Raw genomic sequence first — 19,613 nt, 5'->3', positions numbered from 1 at the left:
CATATAAAATTTATTTAAAATACTTAACTCTATTTTCTGCGCAATCATAATCGACTTTGTCAAAAAAAATAAGAGTAAAAAGATAAAAAAATTCAATTGTGCTTCACTTTAGCTGTGTATAGGAAATGAAAATGTCTCAATTAACGCCTCAATTTAAAGAAAAACTAACACAATGTTTATGCCCCCCTGGCAATGGTGTATTTACGGTAAATACAGCTAAAGAGCGAAAGGAGCAACTACATCAAACAATTTTTGGTCAGGCTACCGATGTAGACAAACTATGGCAAAACACTTTAAATGAGCTATCAGAAGCGTCTAATGCGGTAATATTAGGTGTAGCTTCCGATTGTGGCGGTGGTATTTTGCGAGGCGCTAATTGGGGGCCATTATTTCTTCGCTCTACATTACTTAATAACTACCCTGACCTCTGTGCTTTTGATTTAGGTGATATTCGTGTTATCCCACATTTACTGTCAGACAAATACTTAAATGAGGCGACGATTGCAAATTGTCGAAAAGCTCTTTATCAAGATAGCACGAGCAACTACTGTGTCAGCCCATTAAGTATTACTGAAGATGTGCTGCATGACTTTTATGCCCAGTTTCCTACTAAAGGTATTTTTGGTATAGGTGGCGATCATAGTGTGAGCTATCCGTTGACTAAAGCCTATCTTCAAGCAAAAAAACAACAAGGAAAACGTGTTGCCTTGATTCACTTTGATGCTCATACCGACTTACTTGTTGAGCGCTTAGGCATTGATTTATGTTTTGGCTCTTGGTGCACTCATATCCTTGAAGATTTACCCGCACCGGAGCATTTAATACAAATAGGCATTCGCTCAAGTGGTAAGCCGAAAACTCATTGGGAGAGTACCTTTGGTGTACAGCAACATTGGGCACATGAAGTCAAAGCATTAGGTGTTGAAAAAGTTATCGACAATATTTTAGCTCAATTAGCTGACCTTAACGTTGATGAACTTTATGTAAGCTTTGATATTGACGCCATTGATGAAAGTTACGCCAGCGCCACGGGTACACCAGAGCCCGATGGGTTAATGCCACATGAATCAGTACAAATATTGCAGGCGATAGCTGAAAAATATGCCATTACAGGAGCCGATATGATGGAAATTGCACCCTTTACTGATAGTACTGGGAAAGGTGAATCAAGTTGTGAAACTACCCTGAAAGTGGCCAGTGAAATTTCTGCATTATTAATTAAAGAAATTAATAAGTAAGGCTAATTTAAATAGATCAAAAATGCCGACTTACTTATAAAAGTATGTCGGCATTTTAAACAACGAATCGCTTAATAATTCAAAATACTTCTGAATTAATAAGCGATTAAACTACTGAATAATAATACTCACCGGCGTGAATGTTGTAGCAACTTGCCCTTCTTCTGTTTCAATCGTCACACTAAGCACACCTGATGTTGGCTCTTTAGCGCCTTTGATACCAATAGAGAAAGTCAAACCACCATTATGATTATCATTAGGCCATACGTAAGTACTTGGCGTTGCTCCGCCACCAACAGATGGAGAGAAAGTAATTACTGTGCCAGCAGGCATAGGCTGGTTATGTAAATCAGCAATCGTTAAAGTAACAAAACCTGTATTTTCACCAGCGATATAAACCGCCGAATCATTTGGGTCAAAATCTGGGTTTGCCACTTCTGGCGTATTTGTATCATTATCATCATCATAGGTAGGACTTACCGCATCGTCAGTGCTGTTAACTACCATTAATGGGTTACTACCTGACATAACTAATACTAGTTGAGCTCTAACATTTAACGACTTATCGTCTGAACAACCATCATGAGCTGGAATTGAACAAAGTACACCATTGTATTTACCATCATTTGCGGTAAAAGCACCATCATTATTAAAGTCAACAAACTCTTCTAATGCGCCGCTATCAGTATCATTAGGATCAACTGGTGCTAATGCATTTTCAGTTGCATCAGGGTTATAAAAACCATCTTCATTATGGTCAACAAAAGCTTCTTTTAAATCATAAGGATTACCACTGACATCGGTTCCAGCAAAAGCAGTTACTTCTGTAGCGTCAAAACGACCATTACCATTTAAATCAGGGAAAGACTCTTCACCAATGGCGGTTGCTAGAATAGTTGCTCGGCCACCATATTTTTGCCCTAAAGTATTAAACTGCTCTGGCGGGTGGATAATATCTGGCATATTTGTGAAGAAATTATTGTCATCTCCCGTGTTATGCATTAATACATGGCCTTCCGGTCTTGGGAATTGACTTGTCCAAGTGACAGTACAAGCGCCATCAGTTGTCACACATGATGGCTGAATAGAGCCACCTTCAGTAGTAAAACTAACAGCAGTGCCATCAGGAACAGGGTTATTAAAGGCGTCAGCTAAACGGGCTGTGACTTCAACAGTAGTACCGTCTCTATCCCAACCTTCTGGATTTAAAATCGTTGCTGATAAGCTGAAACTATCTTGATCCGGAATACCGGTAGAAACTACGAGTACACTCGACTGAGAAGAAATGGCAGGATCACTACCATCGATCGTTGCTTGTACACGAACACTGGTTGCAACAGTACCTGAATTAATAACAGTTTGTACAATACCTTCGTTGTTTGTCGTAGCACTATCAGGAATTAATTGAATACCACCCACATCAGTATTTAATGAAAAATTAACCACTTGGTTATTTACAGGATTTGAGTTGGTATCTAATACTCTGAACTTAACAATTGAGCTCTCTGAGCCACCTAAGCTACCTGTACCTAAAATTGAAATATTTTCCGGCACTGATGAAACAAACTCGATACTACCAACATCAGCGGGTAACACATTAACAGAAGTCGTCGCTGATAAATTAATGCCACCTGCGTTAGCAGTAACATTGATAGGATCATCTCCTACACAACCTTTAGCTAAGTATGTACTTGTGGCAATACCATTTGAGGTGGTAATTGGAGAGCTTAACTCAGCACTCGGCGTTGATAAACTTGAACAGCTTGATGAAAAATTAACATCAACAGGCTCAGTAAATAGTGCCCCTTGATCATCAATAATATTGACAGTTACTACTGTGGTACCACCAGCAGATATTTGCGCTAAGCTAATCTCTGCTTCACCTTCAACAAACGGGTCACCACTACCCATGGTAACGGTAGATGAGCCAACGACTAATAGTACTTGACCAGACTCACCACTATCAATTGAAGCAGTAATGGAGCCAGCACCTAAACTGCCGCCAGCTAAAATATCAACACTGGCTTGATTATTAGCGTCAGTAATTGCAGTGGGGATAGGAATTTCACCGACTGTGGTTTCAAAATTAACAATAATTGGTGTGCTAATTCCATCAACTTCAGCAATGACCTTACCTGGTTTTGAAGAAGTAATTGTATCGGTAGGATTACCATCAGAATCGACTAAACTTACGGTGATATTAATATCACCAACGACACCAATATCATCACCTTGCGTAGTAAAGCCTATTTTTGCTTCTTCGCCAGATGATACAGAAGCGGTTATTTCACCTGCGCCTCTTATATTGCCTGCGGTTAATGTAATCTCAGCGATACCTGCATCATTGGTTAACGCCGTGCCTGAAGTTGGAGAGAATGCCCCCATATCTGAAGAGAAAGTAACGACAGTGCTTGTAACTGCTGAACCGTCTTGAGTTAACGTTGCAGTGACAGTTACGGGCTCCTGCCCTGTTACATTCTGATTAGATAACGATAATGAAATAACAACTGGGTTTTCTTCAGTGTCACCTCCACCGCCACCATCATCATCTCTAGAAAGGCTTCCATCACCGCCACCACACGCTACTAAGGTGGTTAACACCATTAATAACATGGTAAATCTTAAGCGTCGAAGTAACTCCATAAGGTATCCCTATTATCTTTTATTAATCTTCTTTAAACATATTAACTGATAAATAGCAAAAAAGTACAACTTAAATGAAAAAAACCTTATTCATTTAAGTTGTTTAGAAAAATTTAACCTTAATGAAATCGTATTATTAAGCAAAACTGTTTTTAAATCTTAATTTTATTGGTAATCTAGTTTACAAAGTCACATCAAACAACACTACATACCTTATGTCTGAAACAACTTCTCTGCCTCCTGCAAAAAAATATAGCCTCACCAGCCGAATAGTTATCGGTATGATCTGCGGCATATTGTTAGGCTCATTTTTACAATGGTTAATGCCTAACGGTAAAGACTTTGTGATTAACTTATTTTTATTTGAACTATCACTACAAAATTTTCTAGTGGATGGCGTACTAGAAATCATTGGCCAAATATTTATGGCTAGTTTGCGTATGTTGGTTGTGCCCTTAGTGTTTGTTTCTTTAGTCTGCGGGGTTTGCTCGCTACAAGATACCACTAAGCTTGGTCGTATAGGTGGTAAAGCCATAGGTCTATATTTAGTTACCACAGCGATTGCTATTACTATTGCCATTTTAGTTGCTTTACTTGTTGGCCCTGGTGAAGGCGTTGGTATGACAGCAAATACAAGCTTCACATCAAGAGAAGCACCTTCTCTTGCTCAAGTTATTATTCAAATGTTCCCAACAAATCCATTTGAAGCTTTTGCTCAAGGTAAAATGCTTCAAATAATTGTCTTTGCTTTACTTTTTGGTATTGCCATTGCGCTATCAGGTAAAGCGGGCGAAAGAGTTGCATCAGTATTTGATGATTTAAGTGAAGTTATCATGCGTCTAGTAACCATTTTAATGAACCTAGCACCGTATGGCGTTTTTGCCTTGCTTGCGACATTGTTTACGACAGTTTCGCTGGAAACCTTCGGCAATTTAGTGGTTTACTTCTTCGTGGTATTAATTGTGTTATTTAGTCATGCTTTAATCACATACCCGTTAATATTAAAAATATTTACTGGCTTAAGCCCTATTAGGTTTTTGAAAAAAATGCGTGATGCGGCTATTTTTGCTTTCTCAACGGCCAGTTCAAATGCAACTATTCCCGTGACCTTGGAAACAGCCACTAAAAAAATGGGAGTAAAAAACTCCATTGCCTCCTTTACTGTTCCTTTAGGAGCCACCATCAATATGGACGGTACAGCAATCATGCAAGGGGTTGCCACAGTATTTATTGCACAAGTATTTAGTCAAGATTTAACGCTAACAGACTATGTTACTGTAGTGCTCACTGCCACATTAGCCTCAATAGGCACAGCAGGTGTTCCCGGTGTAGGGCTTATTATGCTTGCTATGGTATTAGATCAAGTGGGTTTACCGGTTGAAGGGATAGCTCTCATTATCGGCGTAGATAGATTGTTGGATATGACACGTACCGCAGTCAATGTTACGGGTGATAGTATGGTCAGTGTGATTGTTGCAAAGAGTGAAAATCAATTTGATGAAGCAATGTTTTTAGATGAAAATGCTGGTAATAAAATAGAAGAAATAGATTTCCATCATTTAAAAGATCAAACCTAGAGTCACTTACTATGGCACTTTGAACTGTCTTAAATTCTCAACACAAAAAAGCGCTCATTCTGAGCGCTTTTTTGTAATAGTTCCACTGAGCTTAACTTACATTGGTTAAACTACATTTAAATAATTTTAGCTTGGGAAAATACGGTTTCTTTGTACTAGTTTTCCCAACACACTTTCTGCAGATAATGAAGCTGCTTTAGCAAACTTTTCAGCTAAACCTTTCTTCACTTCATATTTAATCGCTAAAACTTTATGAGTTTTACTAGCCTTTTGTAAGTAATCATCACTGGTTTGAATTGTATCAATTAAGCCAAGCTCTAATGCCTTAGTACCAAACCAATGCTCACCTGTCGCGACTTTATCTAAATCTAAGCTAGGTCTATGCTCACTCACAAAATCTTTAAATAGCACGTGGGTTTCTTCTAATTCTTCAATAAACTTTTCTTTACCTTTTTTGGTATTTTCACCAAACATGGTCACTGTGCGTTTAAATTCACCGGCGGTAAATTGCTCAAAATCAATGTCATTTTTCTTAAGCAGCTTATTAAAATTAGGTAACTGTGCGATAACACCAATAGATCCAAGAATAGCGAAAGGCGCGGCAATAATATTATTAGCAACACATGCCATCATATAACCGCCAGAAGCGGCCACTTTATCAACAGAAACAGTTAATGGTATTTCATGTTGACGAATTCTATCTAATTGTGATGAAGCTAAACCATAGCCATGTACCATGCCGCCGCCACTTTCTAAACGGACAAAAACTTCATCTTCTTTTGTTGCCACTGATAAAATAGCAGACACTTCTTCACGTAAAGAGCTAACTTCTTTAGCATCAATACTGCCTTTAAAGTCAATGACAAAAACTTTAGATTTGCTCTCTGATTCAGCTTCATTCTCAGTTTTTGCTTTCTTCTTGTCTTCCTTCGCCTGCTCTTTGGCGAGTTTTTTATCTGCTTTTTCTTTTTGCTTTAATTCTTCCTTATTAAGCAAAGCATGAACAACTTCTTGTTCAACGTCTTCAAACTGCTCAGACAGGTTGGTAATTTCCAATTCACCTTTTTTATGCTTTTGTTTGATAGCTGACGCAGCTGCTACTGCTACAATAGCAATAACTGCAATAACAAAGGTTACTGTTTTTGCTAAAAACAAACCATATTCGTATAAAAATTCCAAATGATACTCCTGATCACCAAATCCGTAAAAATAACTGTTCGTGATTCTACTTTATTTCTGCATAAAAAAAAGACCCTTAGTTAAAAACTAAAGGCCTTATTTTCAGGGTTTTGATACTTGATTACTGAACTAGATCAGGATTTGTCACAACAATAGACTGACCATTAGTTAAGAAGAAGGTCGCAACCTGCCCTTGCATTTCAGCTGTTGCTTCCGCTGTATTATCAGGTGATTCAGGCTTAGCACTTGGATCTAAAATAGAACCATGATGACCATATAAGAACCTTACCGCACCAGAGCCAGATGATGTGCTAGAAACCCCAGGTAACCCTAGTAATGAAATAGCGCCTTCCGTACCACCAAGTGGTGAGGTAGAAACCGTATTTGGAATCACTTGATCGCTTAGGTTGCTACCGCCATCACCCACTACTTCAATTAAGTGTGTTGGTGTATTAGTCGCCGCCATCATAGCTGCGTAGTTAACAGGATCACCGGCATCAGTGACTGTTTGTGCTGCAAATACAAATTGCGCAAATGTTGCATTTAATTCAGCCTGCTGTTCAGGTGATAATAATGCATAGAAGTCATAATAATAACCCACTAACTCTTCCGTTGATGGTTCGCCAACAGGGTGTACTTGCGCCACATAATTTTGGAAGTCTTCAGAAGCGGCATAAGTTAAACTAGATTTAACAACACCACCAAAAGCACCTGATTCCAGTAAGAAGTTCGCTGGCATAAGTCCCGGCATTGCTTGTGAGTTTGTATTTACAGCAAACAATGGATCCACTTGCGGGTCAAGTGAAGTATTGGTTAATGCAATAAAGTTTATACCAGTAATTGAGCCTAAAGAGTGACCTAAGAAATGTACTTGAGAAGAATCAACTTTTATTGGATTACCTTCGGCGTGAAAACCACCTAAGAAATTCAGCCCTAAACGTAAGCCGACTAAATCAGAGGTAGATTGGCGTAAATTATCACGGGTTGTTAATAAACTCGCTAAATTCATGTAATGGGTAGCTGAAACGGTTGTCGCGTTAATGTCATCAACGCCATTACCTGTTAAGTCAAAACCACGACTACCACCGGGTAATAAGCCACCAAATACATCTGGATCACCATGTAGTGGATGATTAATTGCAACAGTAGCAAAACCAAAGGTAGATAATAGACCTGTAATGGCTAACATATCTTCTTTCTTCGACGTTATACCGTGCTGAAGAATTACTACAGGCCAACCCGTACCAGGCTCAGCTAAATCAGCAGGGAGGTTAAATGCAGGACGAACAGCATTCGCTACCGCAACATCTGGCGTTGTCATTTGTACAACAACATCCATCATAGTATTTGTTTTAGGTATTGGGCTGTATTGAGTTAAATTACGTTCCGCATCAAACTCTTCAAAACCTGGTACAGAGCTTAAATCACGTAAACCAGGAGCTGGTAATCCAGCCGCTTCGGCCACTGCCATACACGTACCATCTGACTCTGATACTGGGCCTTCAGGAATGGTACCACCACTCGCTGCATAGACAGCTAATGTTAAGCCAGAATCACATAATCCTTTCCACCAATCATTTACCGGTGCCATTGGGTTTTCTGCTGATGGCAAACCTAAATAATAAGGCAGTGAAATACTCCCTTGTAAAAAGTTTGCTGTAGAGTATAGAGGCACTAACTCAGCCGGAATTTTACCCGCTAAAATATCGGCTACCGACATGCCAGTATCTTGTACGCCAATAGCTGGCATGCCACCTAAAGCAGCTTCTAACATTGCAGGAACATTATTAGCCATTAACGCTTTAGTGGTTGTTAACACATCAACCGTTGATTGCGTGGTTAATGACATTGTATAAATAAGTGTCTCTTTATCAACACCCACTTCAACAATCGCGTTTTCGTAACCATTTACAATGGCTTGTAAGCCTAATTGCGCTTCAGTAGCTAACGGGTGAGTATTAATATCTTGGCGAACAGACTCATACGTAGACGAGCCAGCAATCGCTTTACCGGTATTATCTTTCAGGTTATTAGTTAGCGCGAGAATATACGTGGTTTTACCTTTTAGCGGCTTAAGCGGTACAACAGCGATGCTATTACCTGATGCTTGCGCTATAAAATCAGCTCCAAAAGTTAATTCACTGGCAACAACACAGTCATCAGCAAGTGTTTTTGGCTCACATTCAAATACTTTAACAGAAGCTGGACTAAAGACAGATGTTTCATCAAGTGCTCTATCTTCAGGAAAATCAATAGCCAGTACAAACGGATTAGTTGTTGACCAACCATCAAGTGCACTCATGGCAACTGTTGGATCAGAAAAGTCGGTGGCGTCATCTACAGGTAAGTTTAATGTGCCGTCAGTTGTACCGCTATAAAGTAAATCATTAGGTACTGACAAAACACCATTAGCTGGGTCAAACACAATACGTGCTGAAGCAAGAACGGGAGTACCGTTTTCAGCCACTTCTTTTTTTACATCTTCAATGGTTTCGCTGCCACAACCACTTAAACCTAGTGCAGCGATTACAGCAAGACTTAACACTAATTTTTTCATTTTATCTCCCCAAAGCCGAATATTTTTATCTTTATTATTCTTTAATATTTTATGTTTCAATAACTTGTTTAAAAAATTTACACTAAAAGACATAGCTTTCGAGTGCTTTTTATAAATTTTAGCAAAGAATTGTTCGCTAAGTTTAACTAGTTAGACCAGTTAAACTTAACGCAAGAAATCACAATGTGCCAGTTGTTTTTGCACTTTAATCAAAATTTTTTACTGTTTTTCAGAAAAACTTTTTAAATATTAAAAGTAACCATTGCTTTGAAGAAAATAAAAATAAGGATAAAGACAAGTTTTACTCGTTATTAAAAAGCGGCAATAGTAGAATAACGGATATCAATTTCATCAGAAAAAATAACAATGTTTGATTACGCGATTAAAGAAAATTCCCTCGAAAATAAAACTATTTTAGTAACCGGCGCCGGTGACGGCATAGGCAAAGCCGCTGCGATAATGTATGCAAAACTTGGCGCGACCGTTATTTTATTAGGAAAAACGGTGAGTAAACTTGAAAGTGTTTATGATGAAATAGTTGCCCTAAACTTAGCTGAGCCAGCAATAATTCCGCTTGATTTAAAAGGCGCTACAAAACAAAACTATATAGACATGTCAGCGACCATAGCCAGCCAATTTGGCAAGCTAGATGGCGCGCTACTCAATGCCTCAATGTTAGGTGAATTAACGCCATTTACCCAAATGCACGAACAAATATTTACCGATGTTATGCAGGTTAATGTTACTGCCCAATGCCTTTTAGCTCAGGCATTAATCCCAACATTACAATTAGCAGAGCATGCTTCCTTAATCTTTACCTCTTCAGGTGTTGGTAACCAAGGTCGTGCCTATTGGGGAGCCTATAGTATTTCTAAATTTGCGACTGAAGGCATGATGCAAGTTATTGCCGATGAATATGAGAAGAGCAACCTGCGCACAAACGCTATTAACCCTGGAGCAACAAATACCAATATGCGCTCTACTGCCTATCCTGCTGAAGATAAAGCCACACTAGCAACACCTAATGACATTATGCCGCTATATGTATACTTAATGTCAGATGACAGCATAGACGTAAATGGGCAAACAATAAAAGCTCAATAGCCTATTGAGCTATTAGAATAAAAAAGGCTGTAATAGTATCTATTACAGCCTTTTTTATATATTAGAATTGTGTTTTATCTAGCTATCTTACTACCTAAGCTCTCTTCTGAGTATTTTCCCAACGTTAGTTTTTGGCAATTCATCTCTAAATTCAACGATCTTTGGCACTTTATAATTGGTTAAGTTTTCACGGCAATGACTGATCAACGTAGCTTCATCAACGCCATCACCTTTAGTAACGATAAATAATTTCACCATTTCGCCACTTGCCTCATGTGCTACACCTACAGCAGCCGCTTCTAGGACTCCCTCGTGCATCATAGCAACTTCTTCAATTTCATTAGGGAAAACGTTAAAGCCAGAGACAATGATCATATCTTTTTTGCGATCTACAATTTTAAAATAGCCTTCATCATCCACACTAGCCACATCACCTGTAGCTAACCAGCCATCTTTAATGATCTCAGTAGTGGCATCAGGGCGATTATAATAACCTTTCATCACTTGCGGGCCCTTAACCCACATTTCACCCGCTTCTCCAATCGCTGCTTCACTGCCATCATCAAGCATTATTTTTATATCGGTAGAGGGTGCTGGAACACCAATAGTGCCGTTATAACTCTCTTGATTATATGGACTCAGTGACACCATTGGGCAGCACTCTGTTAAACCATACCCCTCAAGTAACCTAATACCTGTCACTTGCTGCCAGCGTTCAGCTACAGGTCGCTGCACCGCCATACCGCCACCAAGCGCCATTTTAAGTGTTGAAAAGTCTAAATTATCAAAGCCTGGAGTATTTAATAGGGCATTAAATAAGGTATTCACACCAGTAATCGCGGTAAATGGATATTTAGCTAATTCTTTTACAAATGCAGGCATGTCACGTGGATTAGTAATCAGTAAGTTTGTCCCACCTAGGGTCAAAAAAGTTAAGCAGTTAGCCGTTAACGCAAAAATATGATAAAGCGGTAACGCTGTTACAATAGTTTCAGCACCTTCAGTCAATAACGGTTTTATTGCCGCTTTGGCTTGCTCTAAATTAGCTACCATATTTCTATGGGTTAACATTGCGCCTTTTGATAAGCCAGTTGTACCACCTGTGTATTGTAAAAAAGCTAAATCGTCTCCTGATATCTCTACTGGTGTAAAAGTTAATCGGCTCCCTTTGGCAAGGGCAGTATTAAAACGAATTGCATCTGGCAAATTAAATGCTGGCACCATTTTTTTCACATATTTAACGACGACATTAACCACTTTACCTTTCACTAAGCCAAGTCGATCACCCAAAGAGGTCATGATCACATGCTCAATAGGAGTTTTATCTACGATAGTTTCTAATGTTTGTGCAAAGTTTTCGATGATTAAAATTGCTTTAGCGCCTGAGTCTTTAAGTTGGTGCTCTAACTCACGTGCGGTATATAATGGATTAACATTAACAATCGTTAGGCCAGCCAGTAAACCACCAAATAAAGCAATTGGGTACTGAAGTGTGTTCGGAACCATAATGGCGAACTTATCACCTTTTTGTAAACCTAAATCTTGTTGTAGATAAGCAGCAAATGCGGTTGCTTGCTCTGCTAATTCTTCATAAGTGATTTGTACACCCATATTTATAAAAGCAGCTCGGTCACTGTACTGTTTTGTGTACTTGTTAAACATAGCCACGAGTGAAGGATACTTATCAGGATTTATCTCAAATGGCACACCAGGCGGGTAACTTTTTTCTAACCAGATTTTTTCCACAACAGTTCCTCAAAATAGTTATTTTGTCGCTAGCTTTATTGTAGCGTACAGTTTCAATTTTTATTTATTACTTCTTATTTATTGAAGTTTTCACAGCTGGGTACTGTTTTATCAAATTTATACCGATTCTGCTAGCAAAATTTAAACGCTTGTTTGAATTTTAAAACAAACACCATCATTTAGCTAAAAAATGTTCAATCAATTGTCCTGTTTTTTCCGGCTGTTCCATATGAACATGGTGGCCTCCACATAACTTATAACAACTAAAGTCTGAAAACAAAGGTCCAAATAAGTCTATACCAGAACTTACCATATCCATCCCCTGACTTCCGTAAATAAGTTGTACAGGGCATTTAATATCGCGTATAAACTGCTGAGCTTGCTTTAACGTTAGGCGGTAAGGAGAGGTATTTCGAAGACGCATGTCACTTCGCCAGCTAATCCCTTGCGATGTTTTTACCGCACCTCTTTCTACCAATAATTTAACGAGATCATAATTGAGATCTGAAACACTCAAACGAGCTTTTATGGCTGATTCTAGACTAGAATGGAACTTTTTAGGTTTTTTATTGTGTTGTTGAGCACGATTTTTATATCGGCTAAGCATACCATCACGTAACTGCTGCGTAGTTTGTTCAGCTTTAGCACTAATAAAGCCGATGGAGTCAATCAAAGTAAGTGATTTTACTTTTTCAGGAAAAGCCGCAGCGAAAGCACTTGCCACCATAGCTCCCATAGAGTGAGCGACAATATCCACTTGCTGCCATTGATTTAACTCAAACAGCTGTAACAGATCATATACCCAGTCAATAAAGTGGTAATGAGCATCAAGGCTTTTATGACTTGAATGACCATGTCCAGGCCAGTCGATGGCAATAATATGTTTATCAGGTAAGGTATCAGATAAAAAAGGGAAAAGCGGCTGAAAGCTTGCCGCATTATCAAGCCAGCCATGCAAGCACAAGACAATATTATCTTTATTGTTATTACATGCCCCTGTTGCTATTCCTTGTATAGACATAGTTTCAAAGGAGTAGCTGACTTCTTCAATGTTATTTAACAAGGTTAGTCCCTATTTAGTTTTTATAGTCTACTTAGCTTTTCGAGCGGCTCTGTACAATGAGTACAAAGCCAATAATGCTAATGAAAACCAAATACCTACCCAGATAATTTCAGGAATAAAGGTCATTGACGCTAACGCAGCGCCATCACCTAAATTTCGTCCATCAAGTAAATATGAAGGGCTAGATAAACTATTCAATAAAATTAACAAGCCGAATAATTGCATTAAGGTTTGCAAATAATGGATTTTTCCAACTTTTATAGCCAACAAGAAGATTGCTGCCAATATCGCTAAAATAAACCAGGTAAGCAGATCTCTACCCCATAAAAGGATAGAGCTGGTCAATAAAATAAAAATGAATACAGAAAAAATTTGTGCTGCACGTTGATGGGCACTGGCTAATTTATAAATACCCCAACCCCAAAGTGTTGCTCCTGCATAACCAGCAAAACTTATAACAAAAGCAATGCCTCCTTGAGTTGTACATAAACCGGCACCGTTAGGGAAAAGCTGAATACGGATTACGCTCCCGCCAGTTAAAATAGCTGCAATACCATGACTGACTTCATGAAAGTAACTTTCTAGCCAATTAAATGGAATTGACACTAAAGGTAACTGCTTAATGACAACAGCAACAAGTAGTATGATAAAAAATTGATACTTTTGCCAAAATCTTGATGAGTTTTGGCTAGACGAATAAGAAGAAGGCATGAAAACTCTATGTTATTTAGTGAAAAAGTTTATTTTGCTGACTAAGCAAATAAGTCAACGCCAAACAACTGTTGTACTGATTCACGTTGGGCAAGATTATCAATAGCTTGATAGCTAGCAACAGCCGTTTCATTTTTTGCTAAAGGCTGATCATGACTAGCAGAAGAGTATTGTTGGTTATTAGACTGAGCTTTTTGGTTTTCTTCAAAAAAAGCTATCGCTTGTTCATCAAGCACAATGTTTGATTGCGGCTGTTGCTCTGAAGAACGCTTTTGCTCAAGTTCAGGATCGACTCGTCGTACTGAATCCTTAGTGTCAGCATTCAGCCTTTGATTTTCGTTTGGTTTTGAAACAGCGCCAAACGGTGAGGTTTGCCCTATTGAGCTCGATATCTGCATAATGTAAATTTAACAAACACTTGTCTGAGTAGTCAAGTATACCCTATAAGCCTTTGTCTATTAGCCAATGCCTATTAACCACTGGCTATTAACCACAGGTATTAGCGACCCGGTAATTTTTTCCAAGAAACCGTGTCACGTACATAAACCGGTTGTGCATGTTCGGCCTCGACACCTTCTCCGCGAAGAAGAGACTTCTCTCCTATCACTAACATTGCCTCAGCGCTTGGAAACAAAATATCAGGTGTATCTTGATTGCTTTTAAGGACTGATAAGACTTCACTATACGCATCCCAGCCTGTACCTACACCATATACAGGTTCTGTAACTATTGTCGATAACCTTTCCTGAACTAATTCTGGCGGGGTAACGGACTCAGCAAGCTCATCCGATAGCAACTGAGCTGTCATAATATTTTCTTCATTGAGTACAAAATACCCGTTATACACTTCGTTCATTCTGGCATCAATAGCAGAAATAACCTGAGTTTTCTGGTGCTTTATATAAGCTAACTGCGCCATAGCCTGCAAGCTTGAAACACCTACTACTGGTAAATCAGCGGCAAACGCTAATCCCTGAGCAACACCAACACCGATACGAACGCCAGTAAAACTGCCAGGGCCTTGACCAAAGATCAAACCATCACATTGTGATAATTTTATGTCGGCCTCTTTCAATAACTCATCAACCATAGGTAATAGTTGTAGGCTATGAGATTGTGGACAAATATCATAACGACTAATCATGGTGTCGTTAATTTTCAATGCTACTGAACAGGCTTCTGTTGAAGCATCAATGGCCAAATAATTCACTATTAATTCCTTAGATTAAACAATACTTATAACCAATATTTTTTAACTAATATTTTCAAGAAAAATTGTTGCTTTTGAGAGATCTCTACTGCGTTTCATATCCGGCAAACTTTTTAAAAAGGTTTGCCCATAAGGACGATTCACTAAACGGTTATCACAAATCACCATAACTCCACGATCACTCACATCGCGTATCAAGCGCCCTACTCCCTGTTTAAGCGCAATAACGGCTTGAGGCAGTTGTATTTGCGCAAAAGCATCGCCTCCTTGTCGTCTGACATCTTCACAACGTGCTTGCAATAAAGGATCATCAGGTGAGGCGAAAGGTAACTTGTCAATGATAACACAAGTTAACTTATCACCTCTAACATCGATACCTTCCCAAAAACTCGCCGTAGCAAGCAATACTGCCTCTTGAGAGTTTACAAAATTTTCTAATAAAACGCGTTTACCCATTTGTCCTTGCACTAACAAAGGGTTGTCAATTTCATCAGCAAGTATTTCTGCAACTTGATGCATAACTCGGTAGCTAGTAAACAACATAAAGCAAGCGCCATTACTTGCCTTAATTAATGGTATAGCTAATTTTGCTAACTGCTCAGCTCTGTTTTTATCATTTGCTTCAGGTAAATAACGAGGCACAATGAGTTGTGATTGCTGTTGATAATCAAACGGACTTTCCAACATTAAATGATTCGCACCTGTTAACCCTAAGTGCGAAGTAAAGTGCTCAAAACTATTATCTACGGCTAAGGTTGCTGAAGTAAAAATCCAGCCAGCACCAGACTCTTTCACATAAGTGCTAAACTTATCTGCAACACTTAATGGCGTCAGATGTAAAACGACATGACGTGGCGTAGTTTCATACCAAAAACTTATACCGTTGACATCAACGTTTGCCATAACATCATATTGACCCAGTAATTTAACGGCTCTGTCATAACAATTATCAATGGCTTCATTACGTGAAATACACAGCTTAATGACTTGAAACAAAAAATCTAAATCAACCTTTAAGCTTTGAAATTTCCGCAAGAACTGTTGCTGTTGATATTTCTCCCGCCAGTTCCCTCGCTCGGGATCATGTTTGAAAAGCAATCTAAATTCTTGACACGTTTTTTGCAGTTTTTCAGCCGCTAAACCTAACTGTTTTACGTCAGTTAATTTACTGCGAAATATTTGTAAGACATCCGTGCATAAATCAACCAATTGACGAGTAGAGAATGCTTCACCAAAGTAATCACTGGCAATATCCCCTATTTGATGAGCTTCATCGAATATCATCACTTGTGCTTTAGGGATTAACTCACCAAAGCCTGTATCTTTTAACGCCATATCAGCAAAAAATAAATGATGGTTCACCACAATCAAATCAGCATCGATTGCTTTTTGTCTAGCTTTAACAAGATAACACTGCTCGTATTCAGGACAGTCTTTTGCTAAACAATTATCTAAAGTACTGGTAACAAAAGGGAAAACAGCGGAATCTTCAGTGACATCAACTAATTCTCCAATATCACCACTTTGGGTACTGTTTGCCCATGTCTTTACTTTCACAAGATCATTTAAGGTGTTGGCATCTAACTGACCACGTGTTTCTTGATATTGTGCCAATCGATAACGACACAAATAATTAGCCCGCCCTTTTAACAAGGCAACCTGAACATTACGTGACAAAGCTTTTTTTACCAGAGGAATATCTTTATGGAAGAGTTGCTCTTGCAGGTTTTTTGTCCCCGTAGAAACAATGATTTTAGTATTAAGCTCATCACCACTGGATGCAGTATTAACACTAAGAAAAGCCGGTATTAAATAAGCAAAAGTTTTGCCCGTTCCTGTGCCAGCTTCAACAACAAGTGAAGATTGCTTTTCAATAGCGTTGGCAACTTCTAACGCCATATCTGTTTGTGCTTGGCGTGGCGAAAAGCCATCAATAGCATTAGCTAACGCGCCATTAGATGAAAAAGCTTGAGCTACGGTAGTCATTCAGTGGCAATAAATAATTTAGTGAAAAGTGAGAAGAGCTGCAGATTATACTGTTTTATAAATAAACTTAAAGGTTAAATGAAAATGGCATTGTTTCTTTAAAACTGGACGTTAGTACTTATCAACATTACACTTAAAATGATTAAAGCTAATATAGAATATTAAAACCCTAATTTTTATTAGGGGCTATAATGAAATTATATTAATTGAATTACACAATAACTTTTTCACAACATACTTTACTGCTGTACTTAATTGACTTACCAAAATATTTAGTAAAAGAATGGGGTTTGAATGGATTTACATATTAAACTAACAGCTTTACTCACGAATCCGGGAATAAGTACCCAAGACAAATTAAAAGAAATATGTGTCATCACTTCTCAAGCTATAAAAGGTGCCGACAGAGTTAGTTTATGGACTTTTTCTAATGATTTTAAAAGTATAACTTCATTAATCTGCTATGACGCAGCTAGTCATGAATTTACATCAGGTATGACGCTCACTGCGTCAGATTTCGCTGATTACTTTAAAGGTATTTTAGATCATGAAGTAATCAATGCTCCAGAAGCCAGAGCGCATGAATTAACAAAATGTTTTAATGATTTATACTTTGTGCCACTGAATATACATTCATTACTTGATTTTATTTTGCATCAAGATTTTCTTCCTGCGGGTATTATCTGTTGTGAAAGTGTCGATAAAGTAACTTATTGGTCTGATGAAAATATCGAAACATTAAGACGTATAGCCAATGCAAGTTCAATGCACTTTAAAATCTAATGAACCTAAGCCTCAATGGTTAAGTTCATTCTATTAATAATGTGAATTAAATACTTAGATAGAATAAGCAATGGCAGTTTCTACAGTTCATACGTAAAGATCTAAATGCTTCACACCTTCGTCTGACACTGTTATCCCTTCACCCTTTTTGTCAGTATCATGCAATGTATTATCAGCAGAATTAGCAGCTTGTTGGTCCCGGGTCTTATCCTGCTCACCTTGGGAATTATCGTTGAAATAGTATTCATGGTTTTCAAGGTGATCCAAATCTTCCTTTAATTTACCTGTACCCGCTTCTTTTAATAAAGCTTTAACTTTTAAGCTGGCGGGCTTAATAGGTACAGGGACAACACGTGTTAACACCGTAGTAAATATATCCATGACATTTCAACTTAAAGGTAATTCTCAATCATAATAACTCATAGTATTAACTATTTATCGGTTATTAAGACGAAAGCTTTAATGAGAGCAAATTCTCTTCATTACATAGCGAATAAAATAGCGAATAAAAGAGTAATAACTCTAGGTTCGCACTATATAACAAATAAACATAAAAATTGCTTATTTATTCCTTGCAGCTAAATAGCTTTAGCAGTAGTCTAGCCACATAGAAATTTTACACTTACTTAATGAGTTTAACACATTATGACTTTTAACCTGAACAGCCGACATCATCACCATCATATTAATTAGCCCGTTCAGGTCTCTACCTAATATAGTGTAGAGCAAACCATGAAGGGCTTTAGGCTTTTCGTGGTGTTAAACTAAAGAAACGTATTTATAAACCCCCGAAAGAGCCATAAATCTTTCGGGGGTTTTTCGCATTTTATGCCCCTGAAAATTGTATATACATATTTAGAGCATTAACAATTTTATAAATTAGGATTCAATACAATGACAACATCAGAGCCCCGTTTACGCATAGCGATGCAAAAATCAGGACGCCTTAGTGAAGACACACAAAAACTACTAAAAGGCTGCGGATTAAAACTTAACGTGAGCGATCGTCGTTTACTAGCCCATGTAAAAAACATGCCAATTGATATCATGCGAGTACGCAGCAGCGATATACCAGGGCTTGTTATGGATGGCGTTTGTGACTTAGGTATTGTGGGTGATAACACCCTTGAAGAAGAAGAGCTATCACGCGCACTTATTGGCAGTAAAAACAGTTATATTAAAACCACAGCATTAAATTTTGGTGGCTGTCGTTTTTCAATTGCTATGCCTGAAGAATTCAACTATACAGGTTTACAATGTTTAGATGGTTTACGCTTTGCGACGACTTACCCACAGTTATTGAATCGTTTCGCTAAAGAAAATGGCATCAGTGTTGAGTTTTGTCTATTAAAAGGCTCTGTTGAAGTAGCGCCAAGAGTGGGTTTAGCCGACGGTATTTGTGATTTAGTATCCACGGGTGCAACACTTGAAGCGAATGGTTTAAAAGAAGTGGCTGAAGTATTTCGCTCAAAAGCATCATTAATTCAACGCTCAGAACCTCTAGGTAATGAAAAGCAAGCAATTTTAGATACTTTACTCCCTCGTATTAACGGTGTAATGAAAGCCAAAGAAAGTAAGTACATTATGCTTCACGCTCCAAAAGAAAAAGTCACCGAAGTAAGCGCCTTAATGCCAGGTAAAGAAACACCAACTATTTTACCGCTTGCAGGTAGAGATGACTTAGTTGCAGTACATGTAGTGGCTACTGAAACTTTCTTCTGGGAAACCATGGAAAAATTAAAAGAGTTAGGTTGTGACTCTATCCTAGTCATGCCGATAGAAAAAATGATGGGCTAAATTCATTAACTTAATTGGC

15 protein-coding genes are annotated in these 19,613 nt (G+C 38.3%); 5 read left to right on the top strand and 10 right to left on the bottom strand.

The window, feature by feature from the left end:
• Positions 1-131 precede the first annotated feature (131 nt).
• A complete protein-coding gene (locus AC27GZ_RS06865; RefSeq protein ID WP_487094163.1) occupies positions 132-1,238 on the top strand; it encodes an arginase family protein in 1,107 nt (368 codons plus the stop codon).
• Positions 1,239-1,349: 111 nt separating this feature from the next.
• On the opposite strand, the gene AC27GZ_RS06860 is transcribed toward AC27GZ_RS06865, so the two are convergent.
• The gene (locus tag AC27GZ_RS06860; RefSeq protein WP_487094162.1) at positions 1,350-3,881 is read right to left on the bottom strand and encodes a hypothetical protein; all 2,532 of its coding nucleotides are present in this window, start codon (positions 3,879-3,881) and stop codon (positions 1,350-1,352) included.
• Between the two features lie 215 nt (positions 3,882-4,096).
• Here AC27GZ_RS06860 and AC27GZ_RS06855 point away from each other — a divergent pair, with 215 nt between their 5' ends.
• Positions 4,097-5,458 carry a dicarboxylate/amino acid:cation symporter gene (locus AC27GZ_RS06855; RefSeq protein WP_487094161.1) on the top strand — a complete coding sequence of 454 codons (1,362 nt, stop codon included), beginning with the start codon at positions 4,097-4,099 and terminating at the stop codon, positions 5,456-5,458.
• A 126-nt stretch (positions 5,459-5,584) separates the two neighbouring features.
• Here AC27GZ_RS06855 and sohB read toward each other — a convergent pair whose 3' ends face one another.
• Positions 5,585-6,637 carry a protease SohB gene (gene sohB / locus AC27GZ_RS06850; RefSeq protein WP_487094160.1) on the bottom strand — a complete coding sequence of 351 codons (1,053 nt, stop codon included), beginning with the start codon at positions 6,635-6,637 and terminating at the stop codon, positions 5,585-5,587.
• Between the two features lie 121 nt (positions 6,638-6,758).
• Positions 6,759-9,194, bottom strand: a complete 2,436-nt coding sequence (locus tag AC27GZ_RS06845; RefSeq protein WP_487094159.1) for a VolA/Pla-1 family phospholipase — start codon at positions 9,192-9,194, stop codon at positions 6,759-6,761.
• A 366-nt stretch (positions 9,195-9,560) separates the two neighbouring features.
• On the opposite strand from AC27GZ_RS06845, the gene AC27GZ_RS06840 reads away from it, so the two are divergent.
• A complete protein-coding gene (locus AC27GZ_RS06840; RefSeq protein ID WP_487094158.1) occupies positions 9,561-10,298 on the top strand; it encodes a YciK family oxidoreductase in 738 nt (245 codons plus the stop codon).
• 90 nt (positions 10,299-10,388) lie between these two features.
• Here AC27GZ_RS06840 and fadD read toward each other — a convergent pair whose 3' ends face one another.
• From fadD to yoaA, 6 genes are all read right to left on the bottom strand, one after another.
• Positions 10,389-12,044 carry a long-chain-fatty-acid--CoA ligase FadD gene (gene fadD, locus AC27GZ_RS06835; RefSeq protein ID WP_487094156.1) on the bottom strand — a complete coding sequence of 552 codons (1,656 nt, stop codon included), beginning with the start codon at positions 12,042-12,044 and terminating at the stop codon, positions 10,389-10,391.
• Between the two features lie 175 nt (positions 12,045-12,219).
• Positions 12,220-13,107 (bottom strand): alpha/beta fold hydrolase, encoded by an 888-nt coding sequence (locus AC27GZ_RS06830; RefSeq protein WP_487094155.1) that lies wholly within the window; start codon positions 13,105-13,107, stop codon positions 12,220-12,222.
• A 27-nt stretch (positions 13,108-13,134) separates the two neighbouring features.
• Positions 13,135-13,818: a M50 family metallopeptidase gene (locus AC27GZ_RS06825; RefSeq protein WP_487094154.1), complete on the bottom strand. Its 684-nt coding sequence runs from the start codon at positions 13,816-13,818 to the stop codon at positions 13,135-13,137.
• 41 nt (positions 13,819-13,859) lie between these two features.
• Positions 13,860-14,216 (bottom strand): hypothetical protein, encoded by a 357-nt coding sequence (locus tag AC27GZ_RS06820; RefSeq protein ID WP_487094153.1) that lies wholly within the window; start codon positions 14,214-14,216, stop codon positions 13,860-13,862.
• A gap of 101 nt (positions 14,217-14,317) precedes the next feature.
• Complete coding sequence (gene tsaB / locus AC27GZ_RS06815) at positions 14,318-15,028, bottom strand: tRNA (adenosine(37)-N6)-threonylcarbamoyltransferase complex dimerization subunit type 1 TsaB (protein ID WP_487094152.1); 711 nt, start codon at positions 15,026-15,028, stop codon at positions 14,318-14,320.
• Between the two features lie 42 nt (positions 15,029-15,070).
• Entirely contained in the window at positions 15,071-17,014 is a 1,944-nt protein-coding gene (gene yoaA / locus AC27GZ_RS06810) for a DNA repair helicase YoaA (RefSeq protein ID WP_487094151.1), read from the bottom strand.
• 294 nt (positions 17,015-17,308) lie between these two features.
• Between yoaA and AC27GZ_RS06805 the strand changes: the two genes are divergently transcribed.
• On the top strand, positions 17,309-17,797 hold the full coding sequence (locus AC27GZ_RS06805; protein WP_487094150.1) for a histidine kinase: 489 nt from the start codon (positions 17,309-17,311) through the stop codon (positions 17,795-17,797).
• Between the two features lie 87 nt (positions 17,798-17,884).
• Here the strand turns inward: AC27GZ_RS06805 and AC27GZ_RS06800 are convergent, their stop codons facing one another.
• On the bottom strand, positions 17,885-18,178 hold the full coding sequence (locus tag AC27GZ_RS06800; protein ID WP_487094149.1) for a hypothetical protein: 294 nt from the start codon (positions 18,176-18,178) through the stop codon (positions 17,885-17,887).
• A 513-nt stretch (positions 18,179-18,691) separates the two neighbouring features.
• On the opposite strand from AC27GZ_RS06800, the gene hisG reads away from it, so the two are divergent.
• A complete protein-coding gene (gene hisG / locus AC27GZ_RS06795) occupies positions 18,692-19,594 on the top strand; it encodes an ATP phosphoribosyltransferase (protein WP_487094148.1) in 903 nt (300 codons plus the stop codon).
• The last annotated feature ends 19 nt before the right edge of the window (positions 19,595-19,613 follow it).

This window comes from Colwellia sp. SU-HH00943, from assembly GCF_057546125.1.
The sequence above is the reverse complement of the archived record's forward strand: the minus strand, read 5'-3'. Positions and strand labels throughout refer to the sequence as shown.

Coding starts and splice junctions, on each gene's coding strand:
- AC27GZ_RS06865 (WP_487094163.1), top strand. CDS start 132: ATGTCTCAATTAACGCCTCAATTTAAAGAAAAACTAACACAATGTTTA.
- AC27GZ_RS06860 (WP_487094162.1), bottom strand. CDS start 3,881: ATGGAGTTACTTCGACGCTTAAGATTTACCATGTTATTAATGGTGTTA.
- AC27GZ_RS06855 (WP_487094161.1), top strand. CDS start 4,097: ATGTCTGAAACAACTTCTCTGCCTCCTGCAAAAAAATATAGCCTCACC.
- AC27GZ_RS06845 (WP_487094159.1), bottom strand. CDS start 9,194: ATGAAAAAATTAGTGTTAAGTCTTGCTGTAATCGCTGCACTAGGTTTA.
- AC27GZ_RS06840 (WP_487094158.1), top strand. CDS start 9,561: ATGTTTGATTACGCGATTAAAGAAAATTCCCTCGAAAATAAAACTATT.
- AC27GZ_RS06825 (WP_487094154.1), bottom strand. CDS start 13,818: ATGCCTTCTTCTTATTCGTCTAGCCAAAACTCATCAAGATTTTGGCAA.
- AC27GZ_RS06820 (WP_487094153.1), bottom strand. CDS start 14,216: ATGCAGATATCGAGCTCAATAGGGCAAACCTCACCGTTTGGCGCTGTT.
- yoaA (WP_487094151.1), bottom strand. CDS start 17,014: ATGACTACCGTAGCTCAAGCTTTTTCATCTAATGGCGCGTTAGCTAAT.
- AC27GZ_RS06805 (WP_487094150.1), top strand. CDS start 17,309: ATGGATTTACATATTAAACTAACAGCTTTACTCACGAATCCGGGAATA.
- AC27GZ_RS06800 (WP_487094149.1), bottom strand. CDS start 18,178: ATGGATATATTTACTACGGTGTTAACACGTGTTGTCCCTGTACCTATT.
- hisG (WP_487094148.1), top strand. CDS start 18,692: ATGACAACATCAGAGCCCCGTTTACGCATAGCGATGCAAAAATCAGGA.